Origin of the sequence: Streptomyces sp. NPDC093598, assembly GCF_044764825.1 — a bacterium.
In the GTDB taxonomy this organism is placed as follows: domain Bacteria; phylum Actinomycetota; class Actinomycetes; order Streptomycetales; family Streptomycetaceae; genus Streptomyces.
In genome coordinates this window covers 1,166,298-1,181,927 of record NZ_JBIWIV010000002.1, presented here as the reverse complement: position 1 = coordinate 1,181,927, position 15,630 = coordinate 1,166,298, and the positions used below count along the sequence as shown (strand labels likewise).

The window sequence follows — 15,630 nt, the reverse complement described above, 5'->3', positions numbered from 1 at the left end:
CGGCCGGAACCTGTGTGACCGACCGTGACCGACGGTAACCGGGGTCGAGTAACCAGGACCGTTCCCGTACCGCTCGTCGTGCGGGACGGGCCGTCAGGGGGGAGATTTGTTCCTGGACCCGGTCGCGCGGCCGTGCGAGGAGGTGGTCGGCGTGTCCGACGGGCAGTCGTCCGCGCAGGCACCGGCAGCCGCCAGGACGCCGGTCGGGCGTCCCCTGCTCTCCCTGGCGCTGGCTTCGATGATGGACGAGGTGCACGCCCACTCCGGCGCGGTGTACCTGATGGTGCCGGACCAGCCGGTGCTGGAGATGGCGGTGATGGCCGGTCTGCCCCGGGCGTTCGCGGCCCCCTGGGAGCGGGTGGCCCTGAGCGCGTCGATCCCGGTCGCCGACGCGGCACGCGAGCGGCGGCTGGTGTGGGTCGGCGGCGAGGAGCAGATGGCCCGCCACTACCCGCGGATCGCCGTGGTGCTGCCCTATCCGTTCGCCCTGGCCGCGGTGCCGGTCGCCACCGAGTCCAGGGTGTACGGCGCGGTCTTCGTGACCTGGCCCGGCGCGCATCCGGCGGAGATGTCCGACCACGAGCGCGAGCATCTGACCGCGGCCTGCGGCCGGCTGGCGGTCCGGCTGGAGCGTGCCGCGGAGCACAGCATCCCGCCGTATCCCGAGACCGACATGCTGGCCTCGCCCCTGGTGAGCGGTCTGGCCGGCACGCTGGGCACGGTCGAGGCGGCCCGGATGGTGAGCCGGCTGCCGTACGGACTGGTCTCGCTGGACCTGCACGGACGGATCGGCTTCGTCAACGCGGCGGCGGGTGAGCTGCTGAACGTCCCCGTCAGCCGGCTGCTCGGCACCCAGCTGTGGGCGTCGGTGCCGTGGCTCAACGACCCGGTGTACGAGGACCGTTACCGGGCCGCGCTGCTGAGCCAGCACGTCACGTCGTTCGTGGCGCTGCGCCCGCCCGGTGAGTGGCTGTCGTTCCGGATGTACCCGAGTACGACGGGCCTGAGCGTCCGCATCACCCGGTCCAAGGCCGTGTCGCGGATGAACCGGACCACGCCGCCGCCCGACGGGACACCGTCCCGGCTCGTCACCATCTCGCAGGTGCTGGACCTGGCCGGCGCCCTCACCGAGGCGGTGGGGGTGCAGGACGTGGTGCAGCTGGTCGCGGACGAGATCGCCCCGGCGGTGGGCAGCCAGGCCCTCGTCGTACTGGGCTCGCGGGCGAACCGGCTCCAGGTGCTCGGGCATCGCGGGTACCGGGACCCGCACGTCGTGGAACGGTTCGACGGGATGCCCCTGACCGAGTCCACACCCGGCACCCAGGTGCTGCGCACGGGGGTGCCCGCGTTCTTCGAGTCGCAGGAGCAGCTGGAACGCCTGTACCCGGCGCGGATCGCGACCCCCGACGGGTTCGCGGCCTGGGCCTTCCTGCCGCTGATCGCCCAGGGCCGCCCGGTGGGGACGTGCGTGCTCTCCTACGCCGAGCCGCACCCCTTCCCGACGGAGGAGCGGGCGGTCCTGACCAGCATGGCCGGGCTGATCGCGCAGGCGCTGGAGCGGGCGCTGCTCTACGACGCCAAACACCGGCTCGCCCACGGCCTTCAGGAGGCGCTGCTGCCGCACTCCCTGCCGTCGCTGCCGGGCATCGAGGCGGTCGGCCGCTATGTGCCGGCCACTCAGGGCATGGACATCGGCGGCGACTTCTACGACCTGGTGGGCACCCAGGGGACGGCGGCCGCGGTGATCGGGGACGTCCAGGGGCACAACGTGACGGCGGCCGGGCTGATGGGGCAGGTCCGCACCGCGGTGCGCGCGTACACGACCGTGGGACAGGCTCCCGAAGAGGTCATGCGCAGCACCAACCGGCTGCTGCTCGACCTGGGGTCCGACCTCTTCGCCAGCTGCCTGTACCTGCGGCTCGACCCGGAGCACGGGCGGGCCGTGATGTCCCGGGCCGGGCATCCCCCGCCGCTGCTGAGACGGCCGGACGGCCGGGTGCGCGTACTCGACCTGGCGGGCGGCCCGCTGCTGGGCATCGACGCCTCGGCGGTGTACCCGACGACGGAGGTCGCCCTGCCGCCCGGTTCGCTGCTCGTCCTGTACACCGACGGGCTGGTCGAGTCCCCCGGCACGGATTTCGAGGAGGCCCTCGCCGATCTGGGCCGGCGGCTGGCCGACGCCGGGGACCAGCCGCTGGACGAACTGGCCGACAGCCTCGTCCACCAGGAGCGGCACCGGACGGACGGGGAGGAACGGCTCGACGACATCGCGCTGTTGCTGATCAGGGCCCTCGGGTAGGCCGGCGGGCGCCGGCACCCGGACGGGAACGCCGGTGCGCCGGCCCGGTTCCGCCAGGAAGGGGGCGGAACCGGGCCGGCGGCGTCGGACCGGCCGACGGCTTTCGGAAGGGGTCAGCGGGACTCGGTCAGACCGGAGTCGTCCTCGACACCCTGACCCGCGTCCTGACCGGCCCCCGCACCCGCTTCGTCGCCTCCGGCCTGCTCACCGGCACCGGCCTCACCGGCACCCGCACCGGCCTCTTCACCGGCGCCCGCACCGGCCTCTTCACCGGCGCCCGCTTCGCCGCCCGCACCGGCTTCCTGGCCCGCACCGGCCTCACCGGCACCGCCGCCCGCGGCACCGCCCGCGCCGAGGGTCGCGCCGACCGCCTCCAGGGCGGTGGTCACCGGCTGGAAGAACGTCTCGCCGCCGACCGTGCAGTCACCGCTGCCGCCGGAGGTCAGGCCGATCGCCAGACCGTCCTGGGTGAACAGCGAGCCGCCGCTGTCGCCCGGCTCGGCACAGACGTTCGTCTGGATGAGGCCCGTGACGGTGCCCTCCGGATAGTTCACCGTGGCGTCGAGGCCGAGGACCTGGCCGTCGTTGAGCCCGGTGGTGCTGCCCATCCGGAAGACCTCCTGACCGACGGTCGCCTCCGCGGCCTCGGTGATCTGGACGGTCTGGTTTCCGATGTTGACCTCGCTGGGCGCCTCGGTCGCCGGGTCGTCGTACTTCACGAGTGCGAAGTCACCGTCGCCCGGGAACGTGGACTGGTCGACGGTGGCGATCGGCTGACCGCCCTGGGTGTCCGACCACTCGTTGCCGCCGAGGGTGCAGTGACCGGCCGTCAGGAAGGCGGGCGAGCCGTCGCCCGCGGTGACGTTGAAGCCGAGGGAGCAGCGCGAGCCGCCCGCGAAGATGGCGTCGCCGCCGGAGACGAACGGCTTGAAGGTGCCGGCGGACTTCTTGAGAGTGGCCATGCCGGAGCCGAGCTCCTGCACGGTGGATTCCAGTCTGTCCCACTTGGCACCGGTCACGGTGCTGTCCGCCGTCACCAGGAGCTTGTTGGTGCGCGGGTCGATCGACCACGAGGTGCCCGCGATGGTCGCCTCGGACTTCAGCGTCGACGCTCCGTCCTGGAGCTCCGACCAGCTGTTGTCGACCTCGCGGACCTTCGCGCCTGCCGCCTTCGCCTGCACGATCACGTTGTTGTTGTCGCCCGGTACGACGTTGACGACGAGCTGCTGGCTGTCGCCGTCGTAGTAGGAGCCGCCGAACGCCTCACCGAGGAGCCCGGAGAGCTGCGAGGCGAGATCCGAGGCGTCGCCCGCCTTCAGTGTCTTCGGCGCGGCCGCCGCGTCACCGGACGAACCGTCCTGGGAGGCGTTGGCGTTGGGGAGCAGGATCGCGGCCGCGCCGAGCGCCACCACGCTGCCCGCCGCTATCGCGGCCTTGCGCTTCGGAATTCGCTTGTGACTCAAACTTCTCTCCTCCTGGGGGACGGAGTATGTGCCGCCGTCCGGCAGCTACTGGGGGGCGCCTGGATGGCTGTTGGTACGCACGGGCCGCACGGGGCGTTCAATTCCGTTTGCAAGTGATCCGTTCGCATCGCGGAATCAGCCAACTCCCGGGACCCCCGCACCGACACGTCCGGTCCGTCACCGCCCTGTTCCGATGGGCCGGTCCGGCAGGGCGGGTTCGGTGGCCCGTGGTGAGTTATGGCCGGATGACGGCCTTTCAGCAGCGGCCGTCACTCCGCCACAGCGGAACGGAACGCTCCGTATTCGCCCGGAAACGATCTGTCGCCATCACGGAGTCGAATCCCGGCTTCAGCGAATCTGCACATCGAATGCTCAACCCGGTCACCGAAAGGAGGGTTATCCACACCCCGGCCGCGTCGGTCACGCCTTTGGGGCGGGAGTGCCGGATTCGCCGCCCCGGGGAGCAAGGGCCCTGATGCGCCGATGCCGTGACTCATGTGAAGGACTCGCTCCCAAGCGGTGCACGGATCTGCACGGATCGGTGCGGCTGGGACGCAAGTTGCCTGGTGAGACGGCTGGTTGATTGGAAGCACGCAGCCGCAGCGTGCTTTGATCCATCGCACCGTGAGGGCCGCGAAGGGCATGCGGAAACGGATGCCCGGCGCTCGCGGTCGCGGCCGTCATCTGTCCCCAGAGGGGGCCGCTCCCCCCTTGTGAGATATCCATATGAAGGGATGTTCCATCATGAACTCCACCCCCCAGGTTGAGACCGTCGAGATCGCCGACGCCGAGCTCGACGCCGTCTCCGGCGGTCTGGCCGTGAACGCCGTGAACACCGTCACCGACACGGTGAACGGCATCGCTCCGGTTTCCGGCCTGGTCGACACGGCCGTCGGCACCGTCGAGGGCGTCACCGGCCTGAACACGGCCCCGGTCACCAACCTGGTCGCCGGTCTCTGATCGAGCCCCAGTGCCGTTGAGTCCCGGAGCCGCAGCCGGCGGTTCCGGGTTCTTCGGGTGCCGTGACAGTTTCCGTCGCGGCCGTCAGTACCTCTTCTACGGGTGAGGGAAGTTCCCTTGCAGTTCCGCCAACAGGCCCTCGCCAAACTCCAGTCACCGGAGGAGCTCGACCTGCCGGTGCGGTTCGCCCGCCCGCAGGGCTGGCTCGTGCTCTCGGTGACGGTGGTCGCGATGGCGGCCGCCTCGGTGTGGGCGGTGACCGGTTCGGTGGCCTCCACCGTCAGCGCACCCGCCATCCTCACGCACGGACAGGGCAGTTACGTCCTCCAGAGCCCCGTCGCGGGCCAGGTCACGGCCGTGCTCGCGAAGCAGGGCCGGCAGGTGCCCGCCGGCTCCCCCGTGCTCAAGGTCCGTACCGCCAAGGGCGAAACGGTCGTGCGCACGCTCGACGGGGGCCGGGTCTCCGCGCTCGCCGCGACCGTCGGGCAGATCATCCGGACCGGCGCGAACGTCGCCGCCGTCGAGAAGGTCGCCCACACCCGGGACCCGCTGTACGCGACCGTCTACGTCCCCGCCGAGAACGCCGCCTCGATCCCCGACGACGCCGCCGTGGACCTGACCGTGCAGTCGGTTCCGCCGCAGGAGTACGGCGTGCTGCGCGGCCACGTGAAGTCCGTGGACCGCTCGGCCCAGTCCCCGCAGCAGATCGCCTCGTTCCTCGGGGACAGCCAGCTGGGCGAGCAGTTCACCGAGAAGGGCAGGCCGGTGGCCGTGACGGTCCGGCTGGACAGGTCGTCCGCCACGAAGAGCGGCTATGCGTGGTCGTCCGCGGACGGGCCGCCGTTCAAGCTGACCTCCATGACGCAGGCCTCCGCTTCGATCCGGCTGGCCGACCAGCGCCCCGTCGACTGGCTGCTGCCATGAGCACGACCGCACAGGAACCCCGGAGCAGGCGCCGCGCCGCCCCGCCGAAGCGCAAGGTGCCCAAGGCCCGGGCGAAAACCGTCCGCACGCCCACCGTGCTCCAGATGGAGGCCGTCGAGTGCGGCGCCGCCTCCCTGGCGATGGTGCTCGGCCACTACGGCAAGCACGTCCCGCTGGAGGAGCTGCGCATCGCCTGCGGCGTCTCCCGTGACGGCTCGCGCGCCAGCAACCTGCTGAAGGCGGCCCGCTCCTACGGCCTGACGGCCAAGGGCATGCAGATGGACCTGGCCGCCCTCGCCGAGGTGAAGTCCCCGGCCGTCCTGTTCTGGGAGTTCAACCACTACGTCGTCTACGACGGCATGGGCCGCCGCTTCGGCCGCCGCGGCGTCTACATCAACGACCCCGGCAAGGGCCGCCGGTTCGTCCCCATGGAGGACTTCGACGGCAGCTTCACCGGTGTCGTCCTGGTGATGGAGCCCGGTGAGGACTTCGCCCGGGGCGGCCGCAAGCCGGGCGTCCTGGGCGCGATGCCCGCCCGGCTGCGCGGCACGGCCGGCACGATGCCGGCGGCGGTGCTGGCGAGTCTGCTGCTGGTGGCGGTCGGCGCGGCGGTGCCCGCGCTCAGCCGCACCTACATCGACGAGTTCCTGATCGGGAACCAGACCTCGCTGCTCGGCGTGCTGTTCACGTCGATGGCGGCGTGCGTGCTGCTCACGGTCGTGCTGACCTGGCTCCAGCAGGCCAACCTGCTGCGCGGCCGCATCATCTCCTCCACCCTCTCCAGCGCCCGCTTCCTGCGGCATCTGCTGCGGCTGCCGGTGACGTTCTTCTCCCAGCGCAGCCCGGCCGACCTGGTGCAGCGGCTCCAGTCCAACGACGCCGTCTCCGAGACCCTCTCCCGCGACCTCGCGGCGGCGGGCGTGGACGCGGTCGTCGTCGTCCTGTACGCGGTGCTGCTGTACACCTACGACCCGCAGCTGACGTTCGTCGGCATCGGCGTGGCGCTGCTGAACATCGTGGCCATGCGCGTCGTCATCCGGCTGCGCGCCACGCGCACGGCGAAGCTGCGCGCGGACACGGCCCGCCTCACCAACACCGCCTACTCGGGCCTTCAGCTCATCGAGACGATGAAGGCGACCGGCGGCGAGGACGGCTACTTCCGCAAGTGGGCCGGGCAGCACGCCACCACCCTGGAGGAGCAGCAGCGGCTCGGCGTGCCGAGCGCCTGGCTGGGCGTGGTCGCGCCGACGCTGGCCACGCTCAACAGCGCGCTGATCCTGTGGATCGGCGGCATGCGGGCGGTCGAGGGGCACATCTCGGTCGGTCTGCTGGTCGCCTTCCAGGCCCTGGTCACCCGGTTCACGGCTCCGCTGACCCGGCTGAACGGCGTCGCGGGCCGCATCCAGGACTTCGCGGCGGACGTGGCCCGGCTGAAGGACGTGGAGAACTTCAAGGCCGACCCGCTCTACGGCCGTCCCGGCGCCGGCGAGTCCACGCGCCGCCTCCAGGGCCATGTCGAGCTGGAGAACATCACGTTCGGCTACAGCCCGCTCGACAAGCCGCTGCTCACCGGCTTCGACCTGACGGTCGGCCCCGGGCAGCAGGTGGCGCTGGTGGGCGGCTCGGGCAGCGGCAAGTCCACGGTGTCCCGGATGATCTCCGGGCTGTACGCGCCGTGGGAGGGCGTGATCCGCATCGACGGGCAGCGCATCGAGGACATCCCGCGCGGGGCGCTGGCCGCCTCGGTCTCCTTCGTCGACCAGGACGTGTTCCTCTTCGAGGGCACGGTCCGCGACAACGTGGCGCTGTGGGACCCGTCGATCCCGGACGACGCGGTGGAGGACGCGCTGCGCGACGCCGCCCTGTACGACGTGATCACCCGCCGCCCCGGCGGCATCCACAGCAGGGTCGAGCAGGACGGCCGCAATTTCTCCGGCGGGCAGCGCCAGCGCCTGGAGATCGCGCGGGCGCTGGTACGCCGGCCGAGCATCCTGGTGCTCGACGAGGTGACGAGCGCGCTGGACGCGGAGACCGAGCAGGTCGTGATGGACAACCTGCGCCGGCGCGGCTGCGCCTGCGTGGTGATCGCGCACCGGCTGAGCACGGTGCGCGACAGCGACGAGATCGTCGTCCTGCAGCACGGCACGGTCGTGGAGCGGGGACGGCACGAGGACCTGGTGGCCCGCGGCGGCGCGTACGCGGCACTGGTCAGGGAGCGGTGAGATGACGGCCGTTCACGAAGGGCACGACGGCGACCTCGTGCTGGGCGCCTTCGGGCAGACGGGCTCGCGCATCGACTGCGCCGGGTTCAACCGCCTCGACCTCGAAGGCCCGCAGGTGCTGTGGCTGGTGGCGTCCGGAGCCGTCGACCTGTTCGCGGTCGACGCCGGACAGCAGGGCCACTGGCACCATCTGGGCCGGCTGGAGGCGGGATCGCTGGTGCTCGGCCCGGTGCCGGGCCCGCAGCACACCCTGGTGGCTCGCCCGCTGCGGGACTGCGTGGTGCACCGCATCGGCCTGCGCGAGCTGTACCAGCCCGCCAACACCGCGACCTGGTCGTACGACGAGTACGGCAACCCGCAGTACGTGCCGCCGACGACGAGCCCGCTGGAGTACGCGCTCGCCCTGGGGGTCGGCCGCAGCCTGTCCATCCTGTTCCAGGCGCCGATGGCCTCCGAGCGGACCGCCGCCCCCGGGGGTCCCCCCGCGCGAGCGTATTCGAGCGTGGGGGAGGACGACGAGGTGTTCTGGATGCAGGTACCGCCCGGCAGCGTGCAGTACGGCTCGCTGTACGGCGCGGAGGCCGCGGCCGACCTGCTGATGGACCCCGCGCTGTGGCAGTCCATGGTCGACCAGCAGTACCGGCTGCTGACCACGCTGGACCGCTGGATCGAGCAGCTGGAGCGCACCCACGAGACGCGCACGGCCGCGGGCATCAAAGCCGGTGAGGCGGTACGCGCCCAGGCCGACCAGACGCTGCTCGCCTCCATCGGCAAGCGGTCGTCCAAACGGACCACCGCGGCCGACGCCGACGCCACGTACGCGGCCTGCAGGCTGGTCGGGCAGGCGGCCGGGATCCGCCTCACCGAGCCGACCCAGAAGGGCACCGGAGGCGATCGCCTCGACCCGGTCGAGCAGGTCGCCCTGGCCTCCCGCGTCCGCACCCGGGCCGTACGGCTCGACGGCCGCTGGTGGCGGGACAACGTGGGGCCGCTGGTCGGACAGCGCGCCCTGTCCGGCGCGCCGGTGGCGTTGCTGTGGCGGCGCGGCGGCTATGTCGCGGTGCATCCGTCGACCGGCCGTGAGACGCCGATCGAGAAGGCCAACGCCGACGAGTTCGAGCCGCGCGCGGTGATGTTCTACCGCCCCCTGCCGGAGCGGGGGCTCAGTCCGCTGAGGCTGCTGCGATTCTGTATGCAGGGCATGCGCGGCGACCTGACCGGTCTGCTGCTCAGCGGTCTGGTCACGGTGGCGATCGGCGCGCTCGTGCCCGTCGCGACCGGCAAGGTGCTCGGCGAGTTCGTGCCGAAGGCGCAGACGGACCTGATCGTGCAGGTGTGTCTGGCGGTGATGCTGAGCAGCGTGGTGGCCGCAGCCTTCATGCTGTTGCAGAACCTGACCATCCTGCGGCTGGAGGGCCGGATCGAGGCCACGCTCCAGCCGGCGGTGTGGGACCGGCTGCTGAGACTGCCGACGAAGTTCTTCACCGAACGCTCCACCGGTGAGCTGGCCAGCGCGGCCATGGGCATCAGCTCGATCCGCAGGCTGCTGGCGGGAGTCGGGCCGACGGTCGCCCAGTCGGTGACGGTCGGCGCGATGAACCTGGGGCTTCTGCTCTGGTACAGCGTGCCGATGGCGATGGCCGCGATCGGCATGCTCGTCGTGATCGCGGCCGTCTTCCTGGGACTCGGACTGTGGCAGGTGCGCTGGCAACGGCGTCTTGTGGTGCTCTCCAACAAGCTGAACAACCAGGCGTTCCAGACGCTGCGGGGCCTGCCCAAGCTGCGGGTGGCCGCCGCCGAGAACTACGCGTACGCGGCGTGGGCCTCGGAGTTCGCGCGCAGCCGTGAGCTCCAGCAGAAGGTCGGCCGCATCAAGAACCTCACGACGGTGCTGGGCGCGGTGTATCTGCCGCTGTGCACCCTGCTGATGTTCATGCTGCTGGCCGGTCCGGCCCGGGGTTCGATGTCGGCGGCGGCGTTCCTCACGTTCAACACCTCGGTGACGATGGTGCTCACCTCCGTCACCCAGCTGACGGGCGCGTTCGTCTCGGCGGTGGCCGCGCTGCCGCTGTTCGAGGAGATCAAGCCGGTGCTGGACGCCACGCCCGAGGTGCGTACGGCGAGCACCCGGCCGGGGCCGCTGACCGGGGCGATCGAGGCGCGGCGGGTTTCCTTCCGCTACTCGGACGACGGTCCGCTGGTCCTGGACGACGTGTCGTTCGAGGTGCGGCCGGGCGAGTTCGTCGCGGTCGTCGGCCCGAGCGGCTGCGGCAAGTCGACGCTGCTGCGGCTGCTGATCGGCTTCGACCGGCCCGTGTCGGGCAGCGTGCTCTACGACGGGCAGGACCTGGCGGCCCTGGACCAGTCGGCGGTGCGCCGCCAGTGCGGGGTGGTGCTGCAACACGCGCAGCCGTTCACCGGCTCGATCCTGGACGTCATCTGCGGCACCGAGCCGTACACGCCGGAGGAGGCGATGGCCGCCGCCGAGATGGCCGGTCTCGCGGAGGACATCAAGCGGATGCCGATGGGCCTGCACACCATCGTGGCGGGCAGCGGAGCCGTCTCCGGCGGCCAGCGCCAGCGGCTGATGATCGCCCAGGCGCTGATCCGCCGGCCGCGCATCCTCTTCTTCGACGAGGCGACCAGCGCCCTCGACAACGAGACGCAGCGCACGGTCATCGAGAGCACCAAGGCCCTCAACGCGACCCGGATCGTCATCGCGCACCGGCTGTCGACCGTGATGGACGCCGACCGGGTCGTGGTGATGGAGGACGGCAAGGTCATCCAGCAGGGCCCGCCCGCGCAGCTCCTCGCCGACACGCACGGCCGGCTGCACGAACTGGTGCGGCGCCAGATGGCGTGACGTAGCGCACTGCGGTCCCGGGCCACGATCGAGAGCCACCACCGCCTTCACCGGCGCGGGGGGCCTGAGCAGGACGCGCAGGCGGCGCCGGTCGGTGCATGTGACCGTCGGGAGCTGCGGTGGCGAGTCCTCGCCGGTGCGCAGCGTGCGCTCTGTTGGCCCGCCTCGCAAATGGGTACCCACCGCGCATGCGAATCAGCGTGGTGGACGTGGGATCGAACACGGTCAGACTTGTGGTCGCGGACGCGGCGGACGGGGTGCCGCTGCCCGTGCACACCGCCAAGTGGCGACTCAGGCTGTCCGAGCAGGTCGCACCGGGGGGACCCATCCCGGAGGGGGCCGTGGGGCAACTCGTCGACGCGGTCGCCGAGGCGAGCAGGACCGCCACCCGGTGGGGTGCGGCGGGGCCGCTGGCGTTCGCGACCGCCGTGGTGCGCAACGCGCCGAACCGGCAGGAGGTGCTGCGCACCGTCCGCGCCCGTACGGGCGTCGACCTGTGCACCCTGCCGGGCGAGGTCGAGGCCGAGCTGACCTTTCTCGGGGCCCGGCGCTGGATGGGCTGGCGGTCGGGCCCGCTCGCCCTGCTCGACATCGGCGGCGGCACTCTCGAAGTCGCCTTCGGGCGCGGCCGGTTGCCCGACTTCGTGGCGTCGCTGCCGCTGGGCGCGCGGCGGCTGACGCACGAGTTCTTCGAGGAGGAGGACCCGCCGTCGCCGGAGCGGGTGCGGGCGCTGCGCCGCAAGGTGCGCCATCAGCTGCGGGACGTCGCGGCGCGGATCCGCTGGGAGGGCCCGCGCACCGCGGTCGCCACCTCCCGCACCTTCCAGCAGCTGGGGAGGCTGTGCGGCGCGGCGCCCGGACGCCACGGCCCGTTCGTGGACCGGCAGATGTACCGCTCCGACCTGCGGGCGGCGATCACGCAGCTGTCCGCCCTGCCGGCCGCCGAACGCGCGCATCTGCCCGGCATCTCCGCACCGCGCGCCGCGCAGAGCCTGGCGGGAGCGGTGGTCGGGCACACCGCACTGAAACTGACCGGCATCAAGGCCGTCACCGTCTGCCCCTGGGCGATCCGCGAGGGCGTGCTGCTGCGCCACATCGAGGACGGCCCCTCCTGGTGGGCGGAGGTCGTCCGCCACAGCGCGGAGGCAGCCCCTCCGGACCCGGTGCCTCTGCGCATCGCCTCCTCCGCCACCAGCTGAACACCCACCGCCATGACCGGATGTACCGAACACGGGAAGGAGACCGCCGTGTCCGCGCACAAGGACCACGACCGGGACAAGGACCAGCACAGCACGCCGCCCGAGACCGCGCTCGAGGAGGTGCTGCGGGAGGTCGCGGACGCCGAGAACCGCAGCCGGGACTCCGCCGAGCAGCGCCGCCACCGGGGCGAGGCCGGGGATGCCGTCACCCCCAACACGCGCGCGCAGGGGGAGTCGGACGGGGACTGACGGGGACCAGGCGGGTGTCACACGGCGGGTGACCTCCGTCGCCGGGCGGGTACCCGGCGCGCATGGAGCACGAAGGACCACGACTGCCCACCCCGCGCGGCCCGCTGAGCAGGGGTGTCGACGCCTACCTGCGGAGCGCCGGGCGGCTTCCCCGCCTGGAGGACGTCGCCCGGGCCGAGGTGTACGGCGACGACCTCCAGCTCGCCCTGTACCTCTGCTACGAGCTGCACTACCGCGGCTTCGCCGACGTCCCCCCGGAGCGCGAGTGGGACCCCGACCTGCTGCGCGTCCGCGCGGCCATGGAGCACCGCTTCCTGTCCGCACTGCGCACCGACGCCCACGCCCACGACAGCGTGGAGGAGGCACTCGCCGGCCTCCTGGTCGAGCCCGTCGACGGTACCGGCGTCAGCCATTTCCTGCGCGACGAGGGCGAGCTGTGGCAGGTGCGCGAGTACGCGGCCCAGCGCTCCCTGTACCACCTCAAGGAGGCGGACCCGCACGCCTGGGTGCTGCCGCGGCTGTACGGCCGGGCGAAGGCGGCGATGGCGGCGGTGGAGTTCGACGAGTGGGGCGGCGGCCGCGCCGACCGTGTGCACGCCTCCCTGTTCGCCGACCTGATGACGGACCTGGGCCTGGACACCACCTACGGCCGCTATCTGGACGCGGCGTGCGCCGAGGCCCTGGCCACGGTGAACATGATGTCCCTCTTCGGGCTGCACCGGGCCCTCAGGGGCGCTCTGGTCGGCCACTTCGCGACGGTCGAGATCACCTCGTCACCGGGGTCGCGGCGGCTCGCCGAGGCGATGCGCCGCACGGGCGCCGGACCCGCCGCCGAGCACTTCTACGACGAGCACGTCGAGGCGGACGCCGTCCACGAGCAGGTGGTGCGTCACGACGTCATCGGCGGGCTGCTGGAGCAGGAGCCGCATCTCGCCCCGGACGTCGCCTTCGGCATCGACGCCACCGAGTTCGTCGAGGAACGCTTCGGCGCCCGGCTGCTCACCGACTGGCGTGCGTCACGTTCGTCACTGCGTGAACCGCTTGCCCGGGAAACGACTCATATCTCCTGATGGCCGGGGTACCCGGCATCCGTGACTGCACTGGTACCCCCGGGCGTGTACGCCCCTCAGGAAGACACCGAGCTACTGGCCGGTGCCCTGTCCGACGAGCCGCTGCCCCCGGCCGCGGAAGTCCTCGACGTGGGCACCGGCAGCGGCGCCCTGGCCCTGGAGGCCGCGCGCCGGGGCAGCCGTGTGACCGCTGTGGACGTGTCCTGGAGCGCTGTATGGGCCGCCCGGCTGAACGCCAGGCTGGCGGGGCTTCCGGTCCGTATCCGGCACGGCAATCTGTTCGATCCCGTGCGCGGAGAGACGTTCGATCTGATCCTGGCCAATCCGCCGTACGTGCCGGCGCCGGACGGTCATCGCAGGCCGCCGCGGGGCGCGGCCCGGGCCTGGGACGCGGGTGACGACGGGCGCCTGATCGTCGACCGGATCTGCCGGGAGGCGCCCGGTCTGCTGCGGCCGGGCGGGGTGCTGCTCCTCGTGCAGTCGGCACTCAGCGGCCCGGATCAGACCGTCGGGCAGTTGCGCGCGGCCGGCCTGAAGGCCGCGGTGACCCGTCGGCGCCGGATCGAGTTCGGGCCGGTGCTGCGCGGCCGGGAACGCTGGCTGCGGGAGCGGGGGCTGCTGCCCGCCGCCGATGACAAGGAAGAGCTGGTGGTCGTCCGTGCCGAACTCCCCGTCTGACCGGTCCGCCGCGCCACGTCGCGTCACCGTCCAGCGCAAGGGCCCGTTGCTGATGGAGGGCCCGGTGGAGGTGGAGCTGGAGGACGGCTCCGTCGTCACCTCCGACCGCTTCCGCGTGGCCCTGTGCACCTGCCGCCGCAGCCGCCGCTACCCGTGGTGCGACACCAGTCACCGCGACCGGGCGTGACGTCCCTGGCGTAGAAAAGCCCAGGGGCCGGCGGGCGGCCCCACTCCGCCCGCCGGCCCCCTTGCGCGAGATCGCGACTCCCCGTGACAACGGCCCGGCTCCCCAGCCACGGCCCGCTGCGCTTCACGGATTCAGCGCGATCCCGGTCTGTGGGATCGGCCCTCTCAGAAGGAGAAGACGCCCGTGCCGTAGGCGTTCTTCATGCAGTCGTTGGAGAAGGTGCGCTCGTAGGAGACGCGCCGGCCCTGCCAGACTCCGTCGACCGTGACGACCACGGGGTCGTACTGCTTGGTGCACATCACGCCCTCCTTCGCGGTCAGGGCGTCGAAGTCACCGCCGACGCCGCTCAGTTCGGCGCAGGCCGAGCCGGCCGCCGGGTGCGTGCCGGCGGGCCTCGGGGCACAGGTCAGAGTGACCGCGCGTTCCGGAGTCGCTGTGATCGCGCTCTCACCGTGGCCCACCGTGAGGACGAGGGCCGACGGGGCGTAGAGCGCGGTGGGGGCCTGACCCGGGGTGGCGAGCGCGGCCCCGGAGAGGGGTCCGCAGACGGCGGTGGCCGTCAGGCCGAGGGTCATGGCCCAGCGCGCGGTGTTCCGCATTGTGTGCATCCTTCCGCATCGATTACATCGGGTGCCGTTCCGTGCTCGGTCGGTGCCCGGAGCGGCGAGCGCGAGTCTGCCGAGTCCGCCGCGGAAACACACATCGACCCCACGGGTTTCAGTAACATTGCGTATTTAATCAGTGGCGCGAAGTTACGGAATCCGCACGGGCAAAGCCCGTAACTGCGCGGCCTCCAGAGTCACGAAGCGGCCAGATGGCCGATTTCCCTGCGTTCGTTAATCGGCCTGAAACATTCCGATTCCGCTCTCGGCCGACTGCTTTGCGACCCCTTGTGTTCATGGCTCGGTCGAGTAATCGTCATTACATGATTACTACAGAGCAGCGAATCAAGCTTCGCGGCTGGTTCGCCGGCCGCCTGCCCGACGACCTCTTCGAGGAACTGACCGAGATCACGGTCGACCGCGAGGAGATCACCGTGATCGGCCGCGTCCCCGAACCCCGGCTGGCCGAGGACGCCCCGGCCGCAGAGCGGGAGGCGGCCCTGGAGAGCCGGGTGCAGGAGTTCCGGGAGCGCACTCGCGAGGACCGGATGGCCGTGGCCCGGGAAGCCGAGCACCGGTTCCGCCGTAAGGTGTCCTGGGGGGTGGAGTGCGGCGGACGGCGGACGCTCTTCACGCACGTGGCCGCGCCGGTCATGACGCGGCTGCGGCAGCCGGAGCGCCAGGTCCTCGACACCCTGATCGCCGGCGGCGTCGCCCGCAGCCGCAGCGACGCGCTGGCCTGGTGCGTGCGCCTGGTCCAGCGTCATACGGACGACTGGCTCGCGGAGCTGCGCGACTCGCTCGAACACGTGCAGCGCGTCAGGGCCCAGGGTCCGGACGCCGAGCCGGATCGCACACCGCCCACGGACGACCAGGAGTGACCCCGGAACGGGCCCGGGCGCAGGGAACGTTGT

At 71.9% G+C, this 15,630-nt stretch carries 13 protein-coding genes; 11 read left to right on the top strand and 2 right to left on the bottom strand.

All coding sequences use genetic code 11. The annotated features are described in order from the left end of the window. Window positions 1-142 precede the first annotated feature (142 nt). A complete protein-coding gene (locus tag ACIRDU_RS11380) occupies window positions 143-2,299 on the top strand; it encodes a SpoIIE family protein phosphatase (protein ID WP_403577403.1) in 2,157 nt (718 codons plus the stop codon). 113 nt (window positions 2,300-2,412) lie between these two features. On the opposite strand, the gene ACIRDU_RS11375 is transcribed toward ACIRDU_RS11380, so the two are convergent. Then, a complete protein-coding gene (locus ACIRDU_RS11375) occupies window positions 2,413-3,762 on the bottom strand; it encodes a S1 family peptidase (protein WP_403577100.1) in 1,350 nt (449 codons plus the stop codon). 744 nt (window positions 3,763-4,506) lie between these two features. Here ACIRDU_RS11375 and ACIRDU_RS11370 point away from each other — a divergent pair. The 9 genes from ACIRDU_RS11370 (at window position 4,507) to ACIRDU_RS11330 (ending at window position 14,114) form a co-directional block, all read left to right on the top strand. Continuing rightward, window positions 4,507-4,722 carry a type A2 lantipeptide gene (locus ACIRDU_RS11370; protein WP_390977767.1) on the top strand — a complete coding sequence of 72 codons (216 nt, stop codon included), beginning with the start codon at window positions 4,507-4,509 and terminating at the stop codon, window positions 4,720-4,722. Window positions 4,723-4,839: 117 nt separating this feature from the next. Further along, the gene (locus ACIRDU_RS11365) at window positions 4,840-5,646 is read left to right on the top strand and encodes an HlyD family efflux transporter periplasmic adaptor subunit (protein ID WP_403577097.1); all 807 of its coding nucleotides are present in this window, start codon (window positions 4,840-4,842) and stop codon (window positions 5,644-5,646) included. Then, entirely contained in the window at window positions 5,643-7,868 is a 2,226-nt protein-coding gene (locus ACIRDU_RS11360) for an NHLP family bacteriocin export ABC transporter peptidase/permease/ATPase subunit (RefSeq protein ID WP_403577095.1), read from the top strand. The genes ACIRDU_RS11365 and ACIRDU_RS11360 overlap by 4 nt, the downstream gene beginning before the upstream one ends. Window position 7,869: 1 nt before the next feature. Then, window positions 7,870-10,731, top strand: coding sequence for an NHLP bacteriocin export ABC transporter permease/ATPase subunit (locus ACIRDU_RS11355; RefSeq protein WP_403577093.1), 2,862 nt, complete (start codon window positions 7,870-7,872; stop codon window positions 10,729-10,731). A gap of 188 nt (window positions 10,732-10,919) precedes the next feature. Beyond that, window positions 10,920-11,930 carry a Ppx/GppA family phosphatase gene (locus tag ACIRDU_RS11350; protein ID WP_403577091.1) on the top strand — a complete coding sequence of 337 codons (1,011 nt, stop codon included), beginning with the start codon at window positions 10,920-10,922 and terminating at the stop codon, window positions 11,928-11,930. A gap of 48 nt (window positions 11,931-11,978) precedes the next feature. Further along, window positions 11,979-12,179 (top strand): hypothetical protein, encoded by a 201-nt coding sequence (locus ACIRDU_RS11345; protein WP_403577089.1) that lies wholly within the window; start codon window positions 11,979-11,981, stop codon window positions 12,177-12,179. Window positions 12,180-12,241: 62 nt separating this feature from the next. Continuing rightward, window positions 12,242-13,249, top strand: a complete 1,008-nt coding sequence (locus ACIRDU_RS11340; RefSeq protein WP_403577087.1) for an iron-containing redox enzyme family protein — start codon at window positions 12,242-12,244, stop codon at window positions 13,247-13,249. A 21-nt stretch (window positions 13,250-13,270) separates the two neighbouring features. Then, window positions 13,271-13,927 carry a HemK2/MTQ2 family protein methyltransferase gene (locus ACIRDU_RS11335; protein WP_403577085.1) on the top strand — a complete coding sequence of 219 codons (657 nt, stop codon included), beginning with the start codon at window positions 13,271-13,273 and terminating at the stop codon, window positions 13,925-13,927. Then, complete coding sequence (locus tag ACIRDU_RS11330) at window positions 13,908-14,114, top strand: CDGSH iron-sulfur domain-containing protein (protein ID WP_010040530.1); 207 nt, start codon at window positions 13,908-13,910, stop codon at window positions 14,112-14,114. Before ACIRDU_RS11335 ends, ACIRDU_RS11330 begins: the two co-directional genes overlap by 20 nt. A 164-nt stretch (window positions 14,115-14,278) precedes the next feature. Here the strand turns inward: ACIRDU_RS11330 and ACIRDU_RS11325 are convergent, their stop codons facing one another. Further along, the gene (locus tag ACIRDU_RS11325; protein WP_403577083.1) at window positions 14,279-14,713 is read right to left on the bottom strand and encodes a protease inhibitor; all 435 of its coding nucleotides are present in this window, start codon (window positions 14,711-14,713) and stop codon (window positions 14,279-14,281) included. Between the two features lie 326 nt (window positions 14,714-15,039). On the opposite strand from ACIRDU_RS11325, the gene ACIRDU_RS11320 reads away from it, so the two are divergent. Beyond that, a complete protein-coding gene (locus ACIRDU_RS11320) occupies window positions 15,040-15,597 on the top strand; it encodes a hypothetical protein (RefSeq protein WP_403577081.1) in 558 nt (185 codons plus the stop codon). Window positions 15,598-15,630 lie beyond the last annotated feature (33 nt).

Coding starts and splice junctions, on each gene's coding strand:
- ACIRDU_RS11370 (WP_390977767.1), top strand. CDS start 4,507: ATGAACTCCACCCCCCAGGTTGAGACCGTCGAGATCGCCGACGCCGAG.
- ACIRDU_RS11360 (WP_403577095.1), top strand. CDS start 5,643: ATGAGCACGACCGCACAGGAACCCCGGAGCAGGCGCCGCGCCGCCCCG.
- ACIRDU_RS11355 (WP_403577093.1), top strand. CDS start 7,870: ATGACGGCCGTTCACGAAGGGCACGACGGCGACCTCGTGCTGGGCGCC.
- ACIRDU_RS11350 (WP_403577091.1), top strand. CDS start 10,920: ATGCGAATCAGCGTGGTGGACGTGGGATCGAACACGGTCAGACTTGTG.
- ACIRDU_RS11340 (WP_403577087.1), top strand. CDS start 12,242: ATGGAGCACGAAGGACCACGACTGCCCACCCCGCGCGGCCCGCTGAGC.
- ACIRDU_RS11325 (WP_403577083.1), bottom strand. CDS start 14,713: ATGCGGAACACCGCGCGCTGGGCCATGACCCTCGGCCTGACGGCCACC.
- ACIRDU_RS11320 (WP_403577081.1), top strand. CDS start 15,040: ATGATTACTACAGAGCAGCGAATCAAGCTTCGCGGCTGGTTCGCCGGC.